The following is a 20,324-nucleotide window of genomic DNA, read 5'->3' as shown; positions in this document are numbered from 1 at the left end:
CGTTCGCTTTCAGGTGTGCTAATTTACCAAAGCTGCATTACGCACTTACCTTGTAGTTAGCATCTAAAAGTTTTCCTTTGTTGAACCCTGTCGCACTGTACCTATAACAGCGGTTCTGCAATCTGACGGTTAGCTCCAACTTAGGCATCGCAATCGACCGTCTCCTCGCTTCCAGTCGCCATCCCTGACGATGATCGTCGAGAAGAGTCGAAAAGAGCCATTAACAGGCATGGATTATTTGCCATACTACTCACGACAAACATTCCGAGTATTACCCCGAGTTTAAGAACCCATCACTATGAATCTTACCGAATTAAAGAACACGCCGGTTTCTGAGCTGATTACCCTCGGCGAAAATATGGGGCTGGAAAACCAGGCTCGCATGCGCAAGCAGGACATTATTTTCTCAATCCTGAAGCAGCACGCGAAAAGCGGCGAAGACATCTTTGGTGATGGCGTGCTGGAGATATTGCAGGATGGATTTGGTTTCCTCCGCTCTGGAGACAGCTCCTACCTCGCCGGTCCCGATGATATTTACGTTTCTCCCAGCCAAATCCGCCGCTTTAACCTCCGCACTGGTGACACCATTTCTGGCAAGATCCGCCCGCCAAAAGAAGGTGAGCGTTACTTTGCCTTGCTGAAGGTTAACGAAGTCAACTATGACAAGCCGGAGAACGCGCGCAACAAGATTCTGTTCGAAAACCTCACGCCGCTGCATGCTAACAACCGTTTGCGTATGGAGCGGGGTAATGGCTCAACTGAAGACCTGACCGCGCGCGTCCTGGATCTGGCTTCGCCAATCGGTCGCGGTCAGCGTGGTCTGATTGTGGCGCCACCGAAAGCCGGTAAAACCATGCTGCTGCAGAATATTGCGCAGAGCCTGGCGTATAATTACCCGGATTGCGTACTGATGGTGCTGCTGATTGACGAGCGTCCTGAAGAAGTTACTGAGATGCAGCGTCTGGTTAAAGGTGAAGTGATTGCTTCCACCTTTGATGAACCGGCTTCCCGTCACGTTCAGGTTGCTGAAATGGTGATCGAGAAGGCCAAGCGCCTGGTCGAACACAAAAAAGATGTGATTATTCTGCTCGACTCCATTACGCGTCTGGCGCGTGCTTACAACACCGTAGTTCCTGCTTCCGGTAAGGTATTGACCGGTGGTGTGGATGCCAACGCCTTGCACCGTCCGAAGCGTTTCTTCGGTGCAGCCCGTAATGTGGAAGAGGGCGGCAGCCTGACTATCATCGCGACCGCGCTGGTTGATACCGGTTCGAAGATGGACGAGGTTATTTACGAAGAGTTTAAAGGCACCGGTAACATGGAGCTGCATCTCTCACGTAAAATTGCTGAAAAACGCGTCTTCCCGGCGATTGATTACAACCGTTCCGGTACGCGTAAAGAAGAGCTGCTGACCACGCAGGAAGAGCTGCAGAAGATGTGGATTCTGCGTAAGATTATTCACCCAATGGGCGAAATCGACGCAATGGAATTCCTCATCAACAAGCTGGCAATGACCAAAACCAATGATGAATTTTTCGACATGATGAAGCGTTCCTGATCTCGTCAAAAGTCATCTGACCGATTGTTTCAGCTTTTTTAGTTGAAATGAGCAGGAAATCGCACCTACGCCACGTCTTAACGTGGCGTTTTTCATTTCTGAGCTATAGGATTGAACTCTGACAGGAGTATTGATAATGACTGTGGTAGTGGTGGTGAATTATTGAACATTCACACACTTCTTGATGCAGAATTCGGATTCTGGCGCAGCGGTAGCAGTAGATTTTCGCGTATCGTTGTCCAAGATGTTAGCTGAGAGCGTTTAACGTGAATTTACTCACTATGAGTACTGAGCTTGGTTTAATTTTTCTCTTTTCTTTAATATTCCTCTTTTTTGCTCGTAAAGCAGCTAAAAAAATTGGTTTGGTTGACATGCCCAATTCGCGTAAACGCCATCACGGAGCGATTCCGTTGGTTGGTGGCATTTCTGTTTACGCCGGCATCTGTTTTACCTTCGCGATTACCAATTATTATTTGCCGCATGCGCTACTCTTTTTGGGCTGCGCGGGGGTTTTGGTGTTAGTGGGTGCACTGGACGATCGCTTTGATATTAGCGTCAAAATTCGCGCTGTCGTGCAGGCCATTGTTGCGGTGGTAATGATCGTTGGAGCCAAACTTTATCTGCTCAGCCTTGGCTTTATTATCGGTCCGGTGGAGTTGATTGTTGGGCCGTTTGGCTACGTCCTGACCCTGTTCGCCGTGTGGGCAGCGATTAACGCTTTTAATATGGTGGACGGCATTGACGGGCTGCTTGGCGGCCTTTCCTCCGTCACCTTTGCCGCGATGGGCATTATTCTCTATTTTGACGGCCAAACCAGTCTCGCCATGTGGTGCTTTGCGATGATTGCCGCCACGTTGCCTTATATCCTGCTCAATCTCGGTTTCCTCGGTCGTCGCTATAAAGTGTTTATGGGCGATGCAGGCAGTACGATGATCGGTTTCACCATCATCTGGATTTTGCTGGAGACGACCCAGGGATTGAGTCATCCAATCACGCCGGTTACCGCGCTGTGGCTAATCGCTATTCCTCTGATGGATATGGTCGCGATTATGTATCGCCGTTTGCGTAAAGGCATGAGCCCTTTTTCTGCCGATCGTCAGCATATTCATCATTTAATTATGCGTGCCGGGTTTTGCTCACGACAGGCATTTATGCTAATCACCATTGCTGCGGCGATTTTCGCTGGGATTGGTGTCCTGGGTGAATATCTTGCCTTTATCCCCGAATGGGTGATGCTGGTGCTGTTTCTGCTTGCTTTTATGGTTTACGGCTACTGCCTGAAACATGCGTGGCGTGTTGCGCGACGCATCCGGCGCATTAAACGTCGTATCCATAGCGCCCGAGACGCGAAGAAAAAATTACCCTGATAAGATCTTATAAAGGATACCCCTGTTATGCCCTCTGACGTTGTGGAGAACGAACTGGATATTCGCGGCCTGTGCTGCTGTTTATGGCGTGGAAAGCGTTGGATTGTCGGTTTTGCGCTGCTGTTTGCCGTGGTGGCCTGGCTGGCAACGCTATTGATGAAGCAGGTATGGAGCACCACAGCGATTACCGATCGCCCAACGGTAAACATGCTGGGTTCGTACTATGCCCAACAGCAGTTTCTTGGCAATCTCGATGTGCGCAATAACGCGCTTACGCTGAGCGCGCCTTCGCCCACCGTAATGGATGAGGTGTATCAGGAATTCACCATGCAGCTGTCATCGTGGGATACACGCCGCGAGTTTTGGCAGCAAACCAACTATTATAAAAGCCGCAAAACCGGTAATGCGCATAACGATGCGGCCCTGCTGGACGATCTGATCGGTAATATCCAGTTCACGCCTGGCGATACAGCGCGTAACACGTTTGATAACGTCAAACTGAAAGCCGAAACGGCCAGCGATGCCAATAACCTGCTGCGACAGTACATTGCTTACGCCAGCGAACGGGCAGCACGTCATTTAAACGCGGAGCTCAAAGGTGCCTGGCAGGCACGTGGCGCGCAGTTACAGGCACAGGTCAAACGTCAGGAAGATGTGGCAAACGCACAGTTCCAACGCCAGCAGCGCCGTTTACAGCAGGCATTAAAGATCGCCAGCCAGCAAGGAATTCATGAAAAGCAGCCGCGTGAAGCCGGAGAAAATCTGGCAGACAGCGATCTGTTTTTGCTGGGTCAACCGATGCTGCAAGGCCAGTTAGAGACATTGCAGGCGACCGGTCCGACTTACGATATAAGTTATGATCAGAACAGAGCCATGCTCACAACATTGCAGGCCGGTCTGACGCTGAACAATAAATTCCAGACCTATCGCTATTTGCGCACGCCGGAAGAACCTGTCTCGCGTGACAGCCCGCGTCGTCTGTTCATGATGATCATGTGGGGCGCCGTTGGCGCGTTGGTGGGTGCTGGTGTGGCGTTAGCGCGCCGTCCGCGTCCGATGTTAGAACCGCGTCATTGAGAGAAACAGTGTGAAAGTTCTGACAGTATTTGGTACTCGCCCAGAGGCCATCAAAATGGCGCCACTGGTGAAAGCACTGGCGCAAGATCCGGCCTTTGAATCCCGCCTGTGTGTGACAGCGCAGCACCGTGAAATGCTCGATCAGGTGCTGCGCCTGTTTAAGCTGCAGCCTGATTACGATCTCAACATCATGCGTCCTGAACAGGGTTTAACCGAGATCACCTGTCGCATTTTGCAGGGCATGAAAACCGTTTTACTCGACTTCAAACCCGATGTCGTCCTGGTTCATGGCGATACCACCACCACGCTGGCGGCGAGCCTTGCCGCGTTTTATCAGCAAATTCCTGTGGGTCATGTTGAAGCCGGTCTACGCACTGGCGACCTGTCATCACCGTGGCCGGAAGAAGCTAACCGCAAGCTGACAGGGCATCTTGCCAGCCTGCACTTCACTCCCACTTTGCGTTCCCGCCAGAATTTGCTGCGGGAAAACCTGGCGGATGCACGTATCTTTGTTACCGGCAATACGGTCATCGACGCGCTGTTGTGGGTGCGCGATCGGATCCTGGATGACAGCGATCTCAATGCCCAGCTGGCAGCGTCCTATCCGTTTCTCGACAACAGCAAAAAGCTCATCCTGGTCACCGGCCATCGCCGAGAAAGCTTCGGTGATGGCTTTGAACGCATCTGTAGTGCGCTGGCGCAAATCGCCCGCCAGCACCCCGATGCGCAAATTGTCTATCCGGTACATCTCAACCCTAACGTCAGCGAACCGGTAAAGCGCATTCTCAGCGGCATCGAAAACATCGTCCTGATCGAGCCGCAAGAATATTTACCGTTCGTCTGGTTGATGAACCGTGCCTGGCTGATTCTTACCGATTCTGGTGGCATTCAGGAAGAGGCGCCGTCGCTGGGTAAACCGGTGTTGGTGATGCGCGATACGACTGAACGTCCGGAAGCAATAGAAGCAGGAACGGTGAGACTGGTCGGCACCGATACTGAAAAAATCGTCAATGAAGTAAGTCAGTTGCTAACGGATGAAGCCGCCTGGCAGGCAATGAGCCACGCTCACAATCCTTATGGTGATGGCGAAGCCTGCAGACGCATTTTGCAAGCCTTACAAGATAGCAGAGTTGATTTATGAGTTTTGAAACCATTTCCGTGATTGGGCTGGGTTATATTGGGCTGCCCACCGCTGCCGTTTTTGCTTCAAAAGGAAAAAAGGTGGTGGGCGTAGATGTCAACGCGCGCGCTGTCGAAACCATCAACCGTGGAGCGATTCACATTGTCGAACCCGATTTAGACAGTGTGGTGCATGACGCCGTGACGCGAGGCGATTTGCGTGCAACCACGCAGCCGGAGGCCGCGGATGCTTTTCTGATCGCAGTCCCAACGCCATTTATGGCCGACCATCAACCCGATTTACGCTTCGTCAAAGCGGCGGCCGAATCGATCGCCCCGGTGCTGAAAAAAGGCGATCTGGTGATTCTGGAATCCACTTCGCCGGTTGGCAGCACCGAGCAAATGGCTGAATGGCTGTCGGCGGTCCGCCCTGATTTGCGCTTTCCCCAGCAGGATGATGCGCCGGATGTTTTTATCGCGTATTGCCCAGAGCGGGTATTGCCCGGTCAGGTGATGGTGGAACTGATAAATAACGATCGGGTGATTGGTGGCATGACGCCCGCCTGTTCCGCGCGCGCCAGCGAGCTATACCGCCTATTCTTAAAAGGCGACTGCGTTGAAACCAATGCACGCACCGCAGAAATGTGCAAGCTCACCGAAAACAGTTTTCGTGACGTTAATATCGCCTTTGCTAATGAATTATCGCTGATTTGTGCAGATCAGGGAATTAACGTCTGGGAATTAATCGCCTTAGCGAATCGCCATCCACGCGTCAATATTCTCCAGCCTGGCCCTGGCGTAGGCGGGCACTGTATCGCCGTCGATCCCTGGTTCATTGTGGCGCAAAATCCTGAACTGGCACGCCTGATTCGTACCGCGCGTGAGGTTAATGATGCCAAGCCGCATTGGGTGCTGGATCAGGTTAAAAAAGCATTGGCGGAGTGCCTGACCCAAACTGGCAAGCGTGCCAGCGAGTTAACCATCGCCTGTTTTGGTCTGGCATTTAAACCCAATATTGATGATCTACGCGAAAGCCCGGCGATGGGTGTCGCCCAGCTGATTGCTGAATGGCATAGCGGTAAAACCTGGGTAGTAGAGCCAAATATCAGCCAGATCCCTTCCACGCTGAACAAACACGCTAGGCTGGTCCCCTGTGAGCAAGCCATTGCTGAGGCCGATCTGCTGGTGATGTTAGTCGATCACCGTGAATTCCGCGCCATCGATGCGGCGCAGGTTACACAAGGCTGGATTGTGGATACTAAAGGCGTGTGGCGATGAAACAGTTTCTGATTACTGGCGGTGCCGGATTTATCGGCTCAGCACTGGTGCGTTATCTGATCAACGAAACCGATCATCGCGTATTGGTGGTAGATAAGCTCAGCTATGCGGGCAATCTTGCATCGCTGGCAAGCGTCTCTCAGAATACGCGTTTCGCTTTTGAACAGGTGGATATTTGCGATCGTCCAGAGCTGGATCGGGTATTGAAGCACTATAAGCCCGACTGCATTATGCATCTGGCGGCAGAAAGTCATGTTGACCGCTCAATTGATGGGCCGATTGCTTTTATAGAAACCAATATTGTAGGCGCTTATCAGCTGCTTGAAGCCGCGCGTTCTTACTGGAATACGATGGCGGACGAACGGAAAAAATCCTTTATTTTCCATCATATTTCTACTGATGAGGTCTTTGGCGATCTTCATGACGAGGCGTCATTTTACCGAAACCACGCCTTATGCGCCAAGCAGCCCCTATTCCGCAACTAAAGCCAGCAGCGATCATTTGGTTCGCGCCTGGCTGCGTACTTACGGCTTGCCCGTGGTCGTCACCAATTGTTCAAACAATTACGGCCCCTGCCACTTTCCTGAAAAATTGATTCCGCTCACCATCATCAATGCGCTGGCAGGTAAAGCCTTACCGGTTTATGGCAACGGGCAACAAGTTCGCGACTGGCTGTATGTTGAAGATCATGCGCGCGCGCTTTACGCCGTGGTAAACAGTGGCAAAGTGGGCGAAACCTACAATATCGGTGGCCACAATGAGCGCAAGAATATTGAGGTAATAGAAACGATTTGCGCGTTGCTGGAAGAGCTGGCCGCAGATCGTAAACCCGCCGGCCTGACAAATTATCGCGACCTGATCACCTATGTTGCCGATCGCCCTGGTCACGACCAGCGCTATGCCATTGATGCCAGTAAAATTGCCCGTGAGCTAGGCTGGACGCCACAGGAAACGTTTGAAAGCGGCCTGCGCAAAACGGTTATCTGGTATCTCGATAATCCCAACTGGTGGCAGGCAATTCTTGATGACCGCTATCATGGTGAGCGCCTCGGCTTGTCGCAATAACCCGCGTAAGGAGCAGAGATGAAAGGCATCATTTTGGCAGGCGGATCGGGCACGCGTTTACATCCGATTACGCGGGCCGTTTCGAAACAACTGCTGCCGGTTTACGACAAGCCGATGATTTATTATCCGCTGTCTGTGCTGATGCTGGCGGGGATCCGCGACATTCTGTTAATTACCACGCCGAACGATCGCACTCAATTTGAGTGTTTACTGGGCGATGGCAGTGAATTTGGCCTTCAGCTGACTTATGCGGTACAGCCCAGCCCGGATGGCTTAGCGCAGGCGTTTATTATTGGCGAATCGTTTATTGGCAACGATAGCTGCTGCCTGGTTCTTGGCGATAATCTCTATTTTGGTCAGGGGTTTAGTCCTAAACTGAAGAAAGTGGCGCAGCGCAATCAGGGCGCAACGGTATTTGGCTATCAGGTTATGGATCCCGAACGTTTTGGTGTGGTGGAGTTTGACGAAAACTTCAATGCACTGTCGATTGAAGAGAAGCCGAAGCAACCAAAATCACGCTGGGCGGTTACCGGCCTGTATTTTTATGATCGCCAGGTGGTTGAATTTGCGAAACAGGTTAAACCTTCTGAGCGCGGTGAGCTGGAAATCACCGCTAACAACCAAATGTACCTTGAGCGCGGAGCATTATCGGTTGAACTGCTAGGTCGCGGCTTTGCCTGGCTTGATACCGGAACTCATGACAGCCTGGTTGAAGCCAGCATGTTTGTACAGACGGTTGAGAAGCGTCAGGGTTTTAAAATCGCCTGTCTGGAAGAAATAGCCTGGCGCAATGGCTGGTTAAGTGACGATCAGCTTCGTGCCGCCGGTGAGACCTTAATCAAAACTGGCTATGGCCAGTATTTACTGGATTTGTTACATGCCCGTCCTCGTCAATATTAATCCGCAAGCCTGGGAAAGCCAGTTTTTCGGTGTTGACACCGTACGGCTGGATCTCAATGGCGAATTGCCGCTGGCAACGGCGGTGCAACATCCCTGCGCGCTGCTGCAAATGAAAGTACCTGCTGAGCAAACCGGGGTGCTGGACTCGCTCAGCCAGCATGGCTTCCAGCTGGTGGAAGGTGAGGCGGATTTAGCGCTCAATATCAAACGTACCGAACGCCAAACCGGTGTACGGATCGCGCGGGAATCACAAATCCCCGCTCTGCGCGACGCGGCTAGCCGGGCCTTTAGCCAAAGTCGTTTTCGTGCGCCCTGGTATGCTGCTAAAGACAGCGGCCGATTTTATGCGCAATGGATTGAAAATGCGGTACGCGGTACTTTCGATAATCAGTGCCTGATTGCCAGCGATGAAACCGGCGCATTGCAAGGATTTGTCTCGCTGCGTGAAGTTGAGGGCGCTGCGCGCATCGGCCTGCTGGCGGTGCTGCCAGATGCACAGGGTAACGGCATAGGCCAGCGTTTGATGCTTGCAGCGGCTGACTGGGGCCGGGTGCGACGGCTGGAGCAGCTGCGCGTCGCGACACAACTCAGCAATCTTACGGCGATGCGCCTCTATTTACGCAGCGGTGCGCGGCTGGAAAGTACCGCGTACTGGTTCTACAGGAAAGGTTATGATTCCATTTAATGCGCCCCCGATTGTGGGCACCGAAATCGACTATATGCAATCGGCAATGAGCAGCGGCAAACTGTGCGGCGATGGCGGTTTTACGCGTCGCTGTCAGCAATGGATGGAGCAACGTTTCGGGAGTAAAAAGGTCTTGCTGACGCCATCCTGCACTGCCTCGCTGGAAATGGCGGCGCTGTTGATCGATATTCAGCCTGGCGATGAAGTGATCATGCCAAGTTACACCTTCGTCTCTACCGCCAATGCGTTTGTGCTGCGTGGTGCAAAAATTGTATTTATTGACGTTCGCCACGATACGTTAAACATAGATGAAAGACTGATCGAAGCGGCCATTACTGATAAAACGCGCGCGATTGTGCCGGTGCATTATGCGGGCGTGGCCTGCGAAATGGACACGATTATGGCGCTGGCAGCGAAGTATGATCTGTTCGTGATAGAAGATGCGGCGCAGGGCGTGATGTCGGGTTATAAAGGCCGTGCGCTTGGCAGTATCGGGCATATTGGCTGTTTCAGTTTTCATGAAACTAAAAATTACACGGCAGGCGGTGAAGGCGGAGCAACGCTTATCAATGACGCCAGTTTGATCGATCGCGCAGAAATTATCCGTGAAAAAGGCACCAATCGCAGCCAGTTCTTCCGGGGACAGGTGGACAAATATACCTGGCGTGACATGGGATCCAGCTATTTAATGGCTGATTTACAGGCGGCGTATCTTTGGGCGCAGCTGGAAGCCGCCGACCGCATTAATCAGCAACGCTTGCGCTTGTGGCAACGTTATTACGACGCGTTACAACCGCTGGCAGCGAAAGGTCGTATCACGCTGCCAACCATCCCAGCCGACTGTAAACATAATGCGCATATGTTCTATTTAAAACTGCGCGATCAACACGATCGTCAGGCGCTGATCGACTGGATGAAAGAGGCAGAAATTCTTACCGTCTTTCACTATATTCCGCTGCACAGTTCACCCGCAGGGCAGCGTTTTTCACGCTTTTTCGGCGAGGACCGTTTTACCACGTCAGAGAGCGAATGCCTGCTGCGGCTCCCGCTGTTTTATAACCTGTCGGACAATAACCAAAGTACGGTTATCAGTTCCTTACTGAGCTTCTTTTCCTGATGTCCTTAGCCAAAGCCTCGGTGTGGACGGCATCGTCCACGCTGATAAAAATTATTGCGGGCTTGCTGGTGATTAAACTGCTGGCGGTGAGCTTTGGCCCGGAAGGCGTTGGACAGGCAGGAAACTTCCGTCAGTTAATTACCGTATTAGGCGTGCTCGCGGGCGCTGGCATTTTCAATGGTGTGACAACGTATGTGGCACAGTCACAGCAGCATCCAGAACGGCTACGTGCGGTAGTCGGCACCGCGTCGGCGATGGTCACCGGGTTCTCTACGCTGCTGGCGCTGGTGTTTTTGCTGGCCGCAGCGCCAGTCAGCGAAGCGCTGTTTGGTCATGTTCGTTATCAGGCGGTGATCCGCGCTGTCGCGTTTTTACAGCTCGGCATTGCCTGGGCTAATCTGACGCTGGCGCTGCTTAAAGGTTATCGCGATGCTCGCGGCAATGCGCTGGCACTGATCTTTGGTAGCGTAATCGGCGTGGCTGGCTATGTGTTGTGCTGGTGGCTGGGCGGGTATCAAGGCGCGCTGACTGGACTGGCGCTGGTGCCCGCGCTCGTGTTGCTACCGGCGATAGTGGTGCTGAAGCAGCGTATACCGCTGCCGCTGAGCTGGCTACGTCCGCAATGGCAACCGGATATTGCACGTAATCTGGCAAAATACACCGTAATGGCACTGATTACCGCCATTACATTGCCCGTCGCCTGGGTGATGATGCGTAATTTACTGGCAACGCAGGAAGGCTGGTCGCAAGTTGGCTTGTGGCAAGGTGTTATCAGCATTTCTGACGCTTATCTACAGTTTATTACCGCGACCTTTAGCGTCTGGTTATTGCCTACGCTGGCACGTCTGGAGCATAAGCGCGACATTGCCCGGGAAATTGCTCGTGCATTGCGCTTTGTATTGCCTGCCGTAGCCGCCGCCAGTTTCTGTGTCTGGCTGTTACGTGATGTGGCCATTGATCTGCTATTTTCTGATGCCTTTCGCGGTATGCGCGATCTGTTTGTCTGGCAGCTGTGTGGTGACGTGTTTAAAGTGGGCGCGTACGTTTTTGGCTATCTGGTGATCGCCAAAGCCTCGCTGCGTTTATATGTTTTGACGGAAATCAGCCAGTTCATCTTGCTAACGCTCTTTTCCCGTTGGCTCATTCCACAACATGGCGTTACGGGGGCTGCGCAAGCTTATATGTTCACCTATGTGTGCTATTTCGCCCTTTGCTGTGGCGCTTTCATTATTTATTGTCGGAAAAAATGACTTTGATTCACGTTTTGGGATCCGATATTCCCCATCACAATATAACGGTGCTGCGCTTTTTCAACGACATAATGAGCGTTGAGCAGCCGTCCGCATCGCTGCGTCATTTTATGGTCGTCACGCAGCAGCCGGAAAATATGCAGATGTTTAGCGCGTTGTATATCGAAACGTTCAGCAGTAAGAAAGCGCTGGCACAAGCGCTTATCCAACGGGCGAAATGTCGTCAGCAACGTTTTTTCTGCCATGGTCAGTTTAATCCGTGGATCTGGCTGGCGCTGTTAAGTGGTAAAGTGCGTCGCTCGCAGATTTTCTGGCATGTCTGGGGGGCCGATCTGTATGAGGATTCGCGCAGCCTAAAGTTTCGTCTGTTTTATCTGTTGCGTCGCATCGCGCAGGGCAGAGTCGCGCGGGTGTTTGCCACGCGCGGCGATTTACACCAATACCAGCAACGCCACGGCAGCGTTCCGGCATCGCTACTCTATTTTCCAACTAAAATGCCGGCTGCGGTGTTAAAAGCCGAACCGGAAGAGAATTTTACGATTCTGCTCGGTAATTCAGGTGATGCCAGCAACCGCCACACAGAAGGTCTAAACGCTATCCGCCAGCAGTTTGGCACGCAGGTACAGGTTGTGGTGCCGCTGGGGTATCCGCCGAATAATGATGCCTATATTGAACGCGTTAAAACGGCGGCGGAGGCACTGTTTCCGGCCGGGCAAGTGCGGTTATTGCGCGATAATCTGGCGTTTAAGGATTATTTAGCACTGCTTACACGCTGCCATTTAGGCTATTTTATGTTCGAACGCCAGCAAGGCATCGGCACTCTGTGTCTGCTCATTCAGGCTGGCGTGCCGTTTGTTATCAGTCGCAAAAACCCTTTTTGGCGGGATGTCGCTGAACAGCAACTTCCGGTACTGTTCAGCGAAGATGCGCTCAACACAGCCGTGGTGGCGGAGGCGCGGCGCCAGCTTGCGGACTGTGATAAACATACCATCGCTTTTTTTGCCCCAGGTTATCTGGCGGGGTGGCGGGCAGCGTTACGCCTTTGCGAAGAGGAACCGTCATGAACCTGACGCAGTTTAGCGGTCTGCTGGTGGTTTATCTGCTGTCACTCGGCTTTATTCTGACCTTAACCTGGCGGGAATTTAAGCGGGTGCGGTTTAACTTCCATCTGTTCTTTACCCTGTTATTTTTACTGACTTTTTATTTCGGTTTTCCGCTAACGTGTATATTGGTTTTTCGCTTTAATACCGAAGTGGTGCCGCCGGAATTTCTGTTGCAGGCGTTACTCTCAGCAGGCGCTTTCTACGCTATCTATTACATTGGCTATAAGGTGCGGCTCAAGCCGATCAACGCGCCACCTGCTAAACCCTGGTTACAGGTAAATCGGGTAGAAGCACATTTAACCTGCCTGATTCTGGCGTTAGTCGCATTGGGTACTGTCACGGTATTTTTCCTGCACAATGGATTTTTGCTGTTCAGGCTTACCGCGTATAACCAAATTTTTTCCAGTGAAGTATCCGGCGTAGCGCTCAAGCGCTTCTTTTATTTCTTTATTCCGGCGATGCTTATTCCCTATTTCCTGCGCCCTTCACAGCGCAACTGGCTGCTTTTCCTGATAGTGACCGTCGCGTTTGGCTTGCTGACTTACGCGCTAGTGGGCGGGACGCGTGCTAACATCATCATCGCTTTTGCGCTGTTTTTATTTATCGGCATTACCCGCGGCTGGATTACTTTATGGATGCTGGCAGCGGCGGGCGTGATGGCAATTTGCGGTATGTTTTGGCTGGCATTGCGGCGTTATAACCTTGACGTCATGGGCAATGAGGCGTTCTACACTTTTCTTTATCTGACGCGCGATACCTTCTCTCCGTGGGAAAATCTGGCGTTGCTGCTGGATAACTATCACAAGATAGAATTTCAGTTTCTGGCGCCATTATGGCGCGATTTCTATGTATTTATCCCGAGTTGGCTATGGCCAGAACGCCCGGCCACAGTGCTGAACAGCGCCAATTACTTTACCTGGGAAGTGCTTAATAACCATTCCGGGTTGGCAATTTCGCCAACGTTGATCGGCTCGCTGCTGGTGATGGGCGGCGTTTGGGCGATTCCGCTGGGTGCCATTGCGGTCGGTATGATTATTAAAGCCTTTGATGCGCTGTACACGCGAGGCTGCAACGAAACGAATCGCTACAGCGGCGCTATTTTGCAAAGCTTCTGCTTTGGTGCCGTGTTCAATATGATTGTACTGGCGCGCGAAGGACTGGATGCCTTTGGTTCGCGCGTGGTGTTTTTCTGCATTATTTTTGCTGCCTGTTTGGGCGTCGCAAAATTACTTTTTTGGTTACTGGATCGTGCTGGGTTAATTCGCAGCCGGGACGGGCGAGTATTACAACGTTCGTCCTGATTAGCCTTTGGGATTGAGGAAAAAAGATAAAACGACTATGACAAAGTTACCTGACACGCCGCAGTACTCTATTCGCGGCGTCGCGCTGTATGGTTTCGACAGCATGGCGTCGTTTGTTGATTTTCTCATGCCGGAAGAGGGCGTGCGTAGCGGCACATTAGTGGCGATTAATGCGGAAAAAATGCTCACTGCTGAGCATGATGAGCGGTTACGGACGCTATTGCAGCAAGCCGAATTTAACTATCCTGACGGCATCAGTATTGTGCGTTCAATCCACAAGAAATACCCAAACGCGGCGGTAGCGCGTATTGCCGGTGCGGATTTGTGGGAAGCATTAATGGAACGAGCCGGTCGCGAAGGCACACCCGTGTTCTTAATCGGCGGGCGACAAGCGGTACTGGATGAAACCTGCGACAAACTGCGTCGCCAGTGGAATGTGAATATTGTTGGCGCTCAGGATGGCTACTTTGCCCCTGCCGACCGTGAAGCGCTTTTTATGCGCGTTGCAGCCAGTGGCGCCCGGCTGGTGACGGTCGCGCTGGGATCGCCGCGTCAGGAATTGTTGATGCAGGATTGTCGGCAACACTGGCCGCATGCACTCTATATGGGCGTAGGCGGCACCTATGACGTTTTTACCGGGCGTGTGAAGCGTGCACCAAAAATATGGCAAAAATTAGGGCTGGAGTGGCTGTATCGTCTAATGACACAGCCGAGCCGCTGGCGCAGGCAGTTAAAGCTAGTGAAATATCTTCGCTATCACTGGCGGGGGGATCTCTGATATTGCTGATAAATGCTGCGTTTTTTTCAGCGCAAGTGAGATAAGCGCTGTATTTGTCGACGAAATGCACAAAGCGTAATCAAACGCGTTTTTTTATTTAAAAAGCACTAGACACGATGGGCGCTTATCTCTAGTATGCACATCCGCAACGGCGCTACGCGCCCGTAGCTCAGCTGGATAGAGCGCTGCCCTCCGGAGGCAGAGGTCTCAGGTTCGAATCCTGTCGGGCGCGCCATTGAGTTTGTGCGCAAGAGCTGCGGTGGTTTTATTACCGAGTTAGTAAGCAGTAAAGAATTAAATGCTGTAAGTTTTTTTACTTGCAACATTCAGTACAGTGGTGGCTATAGCTCAGTTGGTAGAGCCCTGGATTGTGATTCCAGTTGTCGTGGGTTCGAGTCCCATTAGCCACCCCAGATTTTGCTGGGATACGCGAAGGTGGCGGAATTGGTAGACGCGCTAGCTTCAGGTGTTAGTGTCTTAACGGACGTGAGGGTTCAAGTCCCTCTCTTCGCACCAGGCAAAACAAATTAAAAAAATCGGCGAGTAGCGCAGCTTGGTAGCGCATCTGGTTTGGGACCAGAGGGTCGGAGGTTCGAATCCTCTCTCGCCGACCAATTTTAGAAACCTGCCTGAAAAGGCAGGTTTTTTTTCGCCTGAAGTCAATGAGGACGAGAACCTCCGAAGGAGGTTTGAGCCGAGCGAAGCGAGACAACGTTGCTTCAGCAACGGCCCGCAGGGCGCTTCTCAGCGAGAAGCGTCATCCTCTCTCGCCGACCAATTTTAGAAACCTGCCTGAAAAGGCAGGTTTTTTTTCGCCTGAAGTCAATGAGGATGAGAACCTCCGAAGGAGGTTTGAGCCGAGCGAAGCGAGACAACGTTGCTTCAGCAACGGCCCGCAGGGCGCCTCTCAGCGAGAAGCGTCATCCTCTCTCGCCGACTAGTTTTAGGAATTGTTCTGAAAAGGCAGTTTTTCGGTCAGGTAAAATCTTAACAGATACTGTTGTTGATGTGAGACGATTAACCTATTGATTAAAATAGATTATTACAGGATTTATCAGGCTTGTCGTAAAATAGCGACAGTGATCTTCCTCTTCGTCGCTTAACACCGACACATGTCTGCGATGCGCGGTCTTATATATATTAAGCAACTTACTGAAAATAAATTTTTTTTAAGTCTAGTGCTACAATGGCACGCTTTATGCAATAATCTAACCGTAGATGCTCATTCCATTTCTTATGTCTGCGAATGCTACATAAACCCAGGAATGATGCAGAGCCAATTTTGGGTACCTGTTGTCTGGCTGCCTGTATCGCGCAAGCTTTACAGGGTTAACTGACACCACGTTGAGTCGGGTACCTTCCAGTTGTCTTACCGACCTGATCTTACACCTGCTTCTGGCAGGTGTTTTTTTGCCTGCCGTTTAACAAGTGGCAGGCAAAAAAAAGCCGGGCAAGCCCGGCGTGAAAAAAGTAATGATATTAAGCGTTAGGATTGTTCTTTAACGTCAGCAATAACCCCTCACGACGCATTTTCGCTGCTTCTTCCGGGCGACGCAGTCGATCATAGACATCCGCTAACAAGGCATAGTCAAAAGCATCCGGACGTTGTGCCAGCGCCTGATGTAGCGCGTCAGCAGCCTGTTGCCATTCCCCATGACGCATTAATAGCTGACCCAGTGTGCTGTGCAGCAGTGGTGTTGCACCGTGCTGTTTGATCTGCTGACGTAACGCTTTTTCCAGCGCTTCTGGATTATCACTTTTAATGCGTGGCATCAGCAGCACCAGACGATCGTCGTAATGCCGTTTCAGACCATCCAGTATAATTTCCTGCGCGGTAGCGTGGTCATTACACTCAATGAGATGATCCGCCATCGCTGCCTGCAGCGCCGTTTCCTGTCTGGTTTTACGGCTCAGGTTATGCCACCAACGCTTCAGGCCATCACTGCCTTGATCGGCCATCGCCTGATTCATCAAACCCAGCCAGGCTTGCTGTTGCAGCGCTGTCTGATGAGCTTCATCGCCTACCTGCGCTTTCTGCATGGCAGGCAGAATATCCAGCAACGCGCTCCATGCACCAGTGCGAACGTACGCCTTTTCGGCAAGACGCAGCACTTCAGGGTGACGGGGTGCAACTTCCAGCAGGCGATCAATGCCGTGACGGGCAGCATGGTCTTCATTACGGGCCAGCTGAATACGTGCGCGGGTAATTTCCACTGGGATCACATCGTTGTCAGACAGTTCAGACGCGCGTTCCAGATGCTGATTCGCTCGAATTTCATCGCCCCGCTGCTGCGCTGCTTCTGCCGCCAGCAGATAATTAGCGACCGGCACATCTGCATGGTCGGCATCTTTCGCTAACAGCTTTTCGGCCTGCTTGTGATCGCCTTCAGCTAACTTCATCATCGCTGACTGGGTATGGCGCTGGGCACGACGACGCTTGCGTCCGGTAAACCAGCCGCGTGTACGCGCGCCGGTGCGGAACAGACGACGCAGTAGCCATTCCACACCCAGAATCACCAACAGGCTGATAATTAAGATAATCACCAAACCGGTTACACTGGTTTCTACGTTCCAGTTACCGGTTTGAATAAGGACGTAGCCCTGATGATCGGCGATCATCGGGCCAAAAACCACGCCAGCAATTAACAGCACAAACAGGATAAATACCTTGAGCATATTTAGCCTCCCTGCTGATTAGCAGCGACGGAAGGCTGTGCTAATAGGTTTCGCACGCGAGTTTGCATCAACTGTTCCAGCAATGGCTGGCTTTCCAGGTTATCAGGCAGATCCATGTGGATATTTTGCTGGCTTAACTCGTCCAGCTGGGCAAGAAATGCTTTGGTCGCGGCGTCATTAGTGTCGTACCAGGCACGGACCCACGTCGAAACAGTATCAATTGATTGCCTGTAAATTTCGTCCTGATGACGTGGCACGGCTTGCGCGGCGATCAACAGACGCGACCGGATATTTTCACGCAGATAAACGTCCTGATTCGGTGCCAGTAGCGGCTGTGCCGTGTTGTCGCGGCGGCGGATGGTAATGAAATCATCCATAAAGTTGTGCCAGCTTTTCACCAGGTTTTGACGCCACTCGCGCACCGAACTGGAAAGCTCGCCATTATCACTATCCATCGGCGCATCATCGCTATCATTGTCGGCCAGACGCAGATTATCGACGCCGTTTGATAGCTGGTTCAGCTTGAGAATAATGCCATCATAATCAACCTGGCTTACGGCTGACAGTGTACTGATGTCCTGTGTGAGCGCACGACGAACATTCATTACGCTCGGGTCGTTCATATCTGCCAGGCTGGCATCTGCGCTTTTCAGCAGCGCAGCCGCGGTGGTCACATCCTGATCGCTCCACAATTTTCGGCCTGCCAGTTTAACCAGATAATCTGCCTGCGCCAGTAACCAGCTACGCACGTCATTACCAGAAATTACCGCCATTTTTTCACGTAGCGTTTCCAGCTCCTTTGCGGAACTGGCCTGCTGTGTCTGCGCGGCTTGTAGCGCGCTTTCGGCGCTGGTTAGCTGCTGCGTAAGCTGCTGTTTATCGTTATTCGCCTGTTGTTGCAGGGCGTTTAATTGTTCGCTCAGGCGTTGGTTGGTTTGTGCCTGTAAATCGGTCTGATGTTTCCCATTAAGGTATAAACCGGCACCCATCGCCAGCGCGATCGCTATCGCCACTGCGCCCAGCACCAGAGCACCGTTTTTATGATTACGCGGCGACTTGTTGCTGGAGGAAGGAGAGTGATCAACCGCTGGGGTGGTTTCTTCAACCATGGCGGAGGAGTCTTTTTGTTCCGTCATATGTGGCACATCCCATTGTTAAGTTCAGCGTAACGCACGCAGCAGCGCGTCGTTATCGGCACCATCGGCTACCTGAATATCCTGCCAACCCAAATTTGCGGCCAGAGTAGCCAAACGTTCACTGACGACCAGTAGTCGACAGTTAAGCAACCATTCCTCACGATCAATTGCGGGGAACAGCGAAAAAAGCTGTTGCAGCATTTCACCGCTGGTCACGACTAAAGTTGTAATACCGCGCTCGCGCCAGCGTTTACCTTCAATCGCGCCGTCGTACTGTTTCTCACAGCGCTGATAACATTCGCTAAACGTGACTTCTGCCCCTCGGCTGCGTAGCGTCGAGGCCAGCAATTCGCGGCCAGGATTGCCACGTAAAATTAAGGCACGTTTGTGCTCGACCTGCTGTAACGCATTCAGCTGAATGAGTTCTTCACTGGTTTCCTGGGCATGAGGATAAGTCACATGCAAACTACTGATGGTATGAAACGCCAGCGCAGTGCTACGTCCAATTGCATAATAGACTACGTCAGCCGGCCATGCTGCGGCTGCATGCTGCATCGCCGGATGAGCAAAATGGATAACCTGTTGTGAAAGCATAAAAACCAGGTCACCAGGGCGTAAATCAGCTAGCTGTTGGGGCAAGCGATCGAGATCGCCGCCTGGGGCGAACTCAATTAGCGGCAAGCTCCACGCCTGTTTTCCCAGCGCATGCAGACGCGTCACTAACTCTGCCGCTGCGGGTTCCGGGCGAGTCACCAGGATGGTCATGCGGAAGGCTGCCCTTGATAAACAGCCTGCAAAATTTCGCGCGCGCCGCCGTCAAGTAACTCTTCCGCCAGCGAAATGCCCATTTGTTCCGCTTGATCGCGTGAGCCACGACGCTCACCGCTAACCATTGCGCTGCCGTCTGGAGCGCCGACCATGCCGCGCAACCAAAGCTGGTCGCCTTCTAACAGCGCGAAACTGCCGATCGGCACCTGACAACCGCCTTCAAGGCGCGTATTCATCGCGCGTTCAGCTTTGACACACACAGCGGTATCTTCATGATTCAGCGCCTGTAGCAACCCGATCAGCGTGCTGTCATCAAGGCGACATTCAATGCCTACCGCGCCCTGGCCGACAGCAGGCAAAGAAATTTCTGCTGGCATTGGCTGGCGAATACGCTCTTCAAGCCCTAAACGTTTTAATCCCGCAGCGGCAAGGATAATCGCGTCATATTCACCGGCGTCCAACTTGCCCAGACGCGTTCCCACATTACCGCGCAGCGATTTAATGACCAGATCAGGCCGACGTGCACTGATTTGGCATTGGCGGCGCAGGCTGGATGTACCCACAACCGCGCCCTGCGGCAGTTCGTCAATCGATTCGTAATGATGAGAAACAAACGCATCACGGGGATCGTCGCGTTCACAAATGGTCACCAGTCCTAAACCTGCGGGAAAATCTACCGGCACATCTTTCATAGAGTGCACCGCCAGATCGGCGCGATTTTCCAGCATAGCGAGTTCGAGTTCTTTAACAAACAGGCCCTTACCACCAACCTTAGCCAGTGGTGTATCGAGGATGATGTCACCTTTGGTGACCATTGGGACCAGCTCAACGCGCAAGCCGGGGTGAGCGCTCATAAGGCGCTGCTGTACATATTGTGCCTGCCACAAAGCGAGAGGGCTTTGTCTTGTAGCAATTCTGAAAATTTTGTCTAACATGCTGTTAACCATTTTGATCGTTCATCGAATATCCTATCATCGATAGGGGAATGCTGACAGTTTCAACGGATTGAAAACGGTTCGCTGCTGGATTTCCCCGTATTAACCGAGGGAAACCGAGGGTGAGAGTCCGAAAAGGCGGGACGCTAGCAGGAACGTGCTAAACTGTTAAGTAGCGCAACTTTCTTTACGGTCAACCTGTCGAGTGATA

The 20,324-nt window shown here is 52.1% G+C and carries 16 protein-coding genes, 4 tRNA genes, 2 other RNA genes and 1 pseudogene; 19 read left to right on the top strand and 4 right to left on the bottom strand.

Translation table 11 applies throughout. The features are described 5' to 3' along the window. Nucleotides 1-298: 298 nt before the first annotated feature. The 19 genes and pseudogenes from rho to H2P46_RS18145 all read left to right on the top strand — a co-directional run bounded on the left by rho (nucleotide 299) and on the right by H2P46_RS18145 (nucleotide 15,538). Nucleotides 299-1,558, top strand: coding sequence for a transcription termination factor Rho (gene rho, locus H2P46_RS18235; RefSeq protein WP_193406289.1), 1,260 nt, complete (start codon nucleotides 299-301; stop codon nucleotides 1,556-1,558). Nucleotides 1,559-1,839: 281 nt separating this feature from the next. Beyond that, nucleotides 1,840-2,925: a UDP-N-acetylglucosamine--undecaprenyl-phosphate N-acetylglucosaminephosphotransferase gene (gene wecA, locus H2P46_RS18230; RefSeq protein WP_193406288.1), complete on the top strand. Its 1,086-nt coding sequence runs from the start codon at nucleotides 1,840-1,842 to the stop codon at nucleotides 2,923-2,925. 27 nt (nucleotides 2,926-2,952) lie between these two features. Next, on the top strand, nucleotides 2,953-4,002 hold the full coding sequence (gene wzzE / locus H2P46_RS18225) for an ECA polysaccharide chain length modulation protein (RefSeq protein WP_193406287.1): 1,050 nt from the start codon (nucleotides 2,953-2,955) through the stop codon (nucleotides 4,000-4,002). Between the two features lie 10 nt (nucleotides 4,003-4,012). Then, complete coding sequence (gene wecB, locus H2P46_RS18220; RefSeq protein ID WP_193406286.1) at nucleotides 4,013-5,143, top strand: non-hydrolyzing UDP-N-acetylglucosamine 2-epimerase; 1,131 nt, start codon at nucleotides 4,013-4,015, stop codon at nucleotides 5,141-5,143. Continuing rightward, complete coding sequence (gene wecC, locus H2P46_RS18215; protein ID WP_193406285.1) at nucleotides 5,140-6,399, top strand: UDP-N-acetyl-D-mannosamine dehydrogenase; 1,260 nt, start codon at nucleotides 5,140-5,142, stop codon at nucleotides 6,397-6,399. The genes wecB and wecC overlap by 4 nt, the downstream gene beginning before the upstream one ends. Next, nucleotides 6,396-7,464, top strand: a pseudogene (rfbB, locus tag H2P46_RS18210) (dTDP-glucose 4,6-dehydratase). The gene wecC and the pseudogene rfbB overlap by 4 nt, the downstream one beginning before the upstream one ends. An 18-nt stretch (nucleotides 7,465-7,482) precedes the next feature. Then, complete coding sequence (gene rfbA, locus H2P46_RS18205) at nucleotides 7,483-8,364, top strand: glucose-1-phosphate thymidylyltransferase RfbA (RefSeq protein WP_193406284.1); 882 nt, start codon at nucleotides 7,483-7,485, stop codon at nucleotides 8,362-8,364. Next, nucleotides 8,342-9,049 (top strand): dTDP-4-amino-4,6-dideoxy-D-galactose acyltransferase, encoded by a 708-nt coding sequence (gene rffC, locus H2P46_RS18200; protein ID WP_193406283.1) that lies wholly within the window; start codon nucleotides 8,342-8,344, stop codon nucleotides 9,047-9,049. The genes rfbA and rffC overlap by 23 nt, the downstream gene beginning before the upstream one ends. Next, nucleotides 9,036-10,166, top strand: a complete 1,131-nt coding sequence (gene rffA / locus H2P46_RS18195) for a dTDP-4-amino-4,6-dideoxygalactose transaminase (protein ID WP_193406282.1) — start codon at nucleotides 9,036-9,038, stop codon at nucleotides 10,164-10,166. The genes rffC and rffA overlap by 14 nt, the downstream gene beginning before the upstream one ends. Further along, nucleotides 10,166-11,416 carry a lipid III flippase WzxE gene (gene wzxE, locus H2P46_RS18190; protein ID WP_193406281.1) on the top strand — a complete coding sequence of 417 codons (1,251 nt, stop codon included), beginning with the start codon at nucleotides 10,166-10,168 and terminating at the stop codon, nucleotides 11,414-11,416. Before rffA ends, wzxE begins: the two co-directional genes overlap by 1 nt. Next, on the top strand, nucleotides 11,413-12,480 hold the full coding sequence (gene wecF / locus H2P46_RS18185) for a TDP-N-acetylfucosamine:lipid II N-acetylfucosaminyltransferase (protein ID WP_193406280.1): 1,068 nt from the start codon (nucleotides 11,413-11,415) through the stop codon (nucleotides 12,478-12,480). The genes wzxE and wecF overlap by 4 nt, the downstream gene beginning before the upstream one ends. Continuing rightward, nucleotides 12,477-13,820 (top strand): ECA oligosaccharide polymerase, encoded by a 1,344-nt coding sequence (gene wzyE / locus H2P46_RS18180; protein WP_193406279.1) that lies wholly within the window; start codon nucleotides 12,477-12,479, stop codon nucleotides 13,818-13,820. Before wecF ends, wzyE begins: the two co-directional genes overlap by 4 nt. Nucleotides 13,821-13,857: 37 nt before the next feature. After that, complete coding sequence (gene wecG / locus H2P46_RS18175; RefSeq protein WP_193406278.1) at nucleotides 13,858-14,598, top strand: lipopolysaccharide N-acetylmannosaminouronosyltransferase; 741 nt, start codon at nucleotides 13,858-13,860, stop codon at nucleotides 14,596-14,598. A 158-nt stretch (nucleotides 14,599-14,756) separates the two neighbouring features. Next, nucleotides 14,757-14,833 (top strand) — tRNA-Arg (locus H2P46_RS18170). 102 nt (nucleotides 14,834-14,935) lie between these two features. Continuing rightward, a tRNA-His gene (locus tag H2P46_RS18165) sits at nucleotides 14,936-15,011 on the top strand. Between the two features lie 16 nt (nucleotides 15,012-15,027). Beyond that, nucleotides 15,028-15,114 (top strand) — tRNA-Leu (locus H2P46_RS18160). Nucleotides 15,115-15,135: 21 nt separating this feature from the next. Continuing rightward, nucleotides 15,136-15,212 (top strand) — tRNA-Pro (locus H2P46_RS18155). A gap of 33 nt (nucleotides 15,213-15,245) precedes the next feature. Next, a non-coding RNA gene (locus tag H2P46_RS18150) (RtT sRNA) lies at nucleotides 15,246-15,375 on the top strand. Between the two features lie 33 nt (nucleotides 15,376-15,408). Continuing rightward, a non-coding RNA gene (locus tag H2P46_RS18145) (RtT sRNA) lies at nucleotides 15,409-15,538 on the top strand. A 539-nt stretch (nucleotides 15,539-16,077) separates the two neighbouring features. On the opposite strand, the gene hemY is transcribed toward H2P46_RS18145, so the two are convergent. The 4 genes from hemY to hemC are packed head-to-tail and all read right to left on the bottom strand — an operon-like array spanning nucleotide 16,078 to nucleotide 20,113. Further along, a complete protein-coding gene (hemY, locus tag H2P46_RS18140) occupies nucleotides 16,078-17,274 on the bottom strand; it encodes a protoheme IX biogenesis protein HemY (RefSeq protein ID WP_193406277.1) in 1,197 nt (398 codons plus the stop codon). A gap of 2 nt (nucleotides 17,275-17,276) precedes the next feature. Further along, nucleotides 17,277-18,410, bottom strand: coding sequence for a uroporphyrinogen-III C-methyltransferase (gene hemX / locus H2P46_RS18135; RefSeq protein WP_193406276.1), 1,134 nt, complete (start codon nucleotides 18,408-18,410; stop codon nucleotides 17,277-17,279). A 24-nt stretch (nucleotides 18,411-18,434) separates the two neighbouring features. Continuing rightward, nucleotides 18,435-19,175, bottom strand: coding sequence for a uroporphyrinogen-III synthase (hemD, locus tag H2P46_RS18130; RefSeq protein ID WP_193406275.1), 741 nt, complete (start codon nucleotides 19,173-19,175; stop codon nucleotides 18,435-18,437). Then, nucleotides 19,172-20,113, bottom strand: a complete 942-nt coding sequence (gene hemC / locus H2P46_RS18125) for a hydroxymethylbilane synthase (RefSeq protein WP_193406274.1) — start codon at nucleotides 20,111-20,113, stop codon at nucleotides 19,172-19,174. Before hemC ends, hemD begins: the two co-directional genes overlap by 4 nt. Between the last annotated feature and the right edge of the window lie 211 nt (nucleotides 20,114-20,324).

This window comes from Mixta mediterraneensis (assembly GCF_014946725.1).
GTDB lineage: Bacteria > Pseudomonadota > Gammaproteobacteria > Enterobacterales > Enterobacteriaceae > Pantoea > Pantoea mediterraneensis.
Note: the sequence above shows the minus strand (reverse complement) of the source record. Positions and strands in the feature narration are given on the sequence as shown.

Excerpts from the sequence above, each read along its gene's own strand:
- rho (WP_193406289.1), top strand. The coding sequence starts at position 299 with ATGAATCTTACCGAATTAAAGAACACGCCGGTTTCTGAGCTGATTACC.
- wecA (WP_193406288.1), top strand. The coding sequence starts at position 1,840 with ATGAGTACTGAGCTTGGTTTAATTTTTCTCTTTTCTTTAATATTCCTC.
- wzzE (WP_193406287.1), top strand. The coding sequence starts at position 2,953 with ATGCCCTCTGACGTTGTGGAGAACGAACTGGATATTCGCGGCCTGTGC.
- wecC (WP_193406285.1), top strand. The coding sequence starts at position 5,140 with ATGAGTTTTGAAACCATTTCCGTGATTGGGCTGGGTTATATTGGGCTG.
- rfbA (WP_193406284.1), top strand. The coding sequence starts at position 7,483 with ATGAAAGGCATCATTTTGGCAGGCGGATCGGGCACGCGTTTACATCCG.
- rffC (WP_193406283.1), top strand. The coding sequence starts at position 8,342 with ATGCCCGTCCTCGTCAATATTAATCCGCAAGCCTGGGAAAGCCAGTTT.
- rffA (WP_193406282.1), top strand. The coding sequence starts at position 9,036 with ATGATTCCATTTAATGCGCCCCCGATTGTGGGCACCGAAATCGACTAT.
- wzxE (WP_193406281.1), top strand. The coding sequence starts at position 10,166 with ATGTCCTTAGCCAAAGCCTCGGTGTGGACGGCATCGTCCACGCTGATA.
- wecF (WP_193406280.1), top strand. The coding sequence starts at position 11,413 with ATGACTTTGATTCACGTTTTGGGATCCGATATTCCCCATCACAATATA.
- wzyE (WP_193406279.1), top strand. The coding sequence starts at position 12,477 with ATGAACCTGACGCAGTTTAGCGGTCTGCTGGTGGTTTATCTGCTGTCA.
- wecG (WP_193406278.1), top strand. The coding sequence starts at position 13,858 with ATGACAAAGTTACCTGACACGCCGCAGTACTCTATTCGCGGCGTCGCG.
- hemY (WP_193406277.1), bottom strand. The coding sequence starts at position 17,274 with ATGCTCAAGGTATTTATCCTGTTTGTGCTGTTAATTGCTGGCGTGGTT.
- hemX (WP_193406276.1), bottom strand. The coding sequence starts at position 18,410 with ATGACGGAACAAAAAGACTCCTCCGCCATGGTTGAAGAAACCACCCCA.
- hemD (WP_193406275.1), bottom strand. The coding sequence starts at position 19,175 with ATGACCATCCTGGTGACTCGCCCGGAACCCGCAGCGGCAGAGTTAGTG.
- hemC (WP_193406274.1), bottom strand. The coding sequence starts at position 20,113 with ATGTTAGACAAAATTTTCAGAATTGCTACAAGACAAAGCCCTCTCGCT.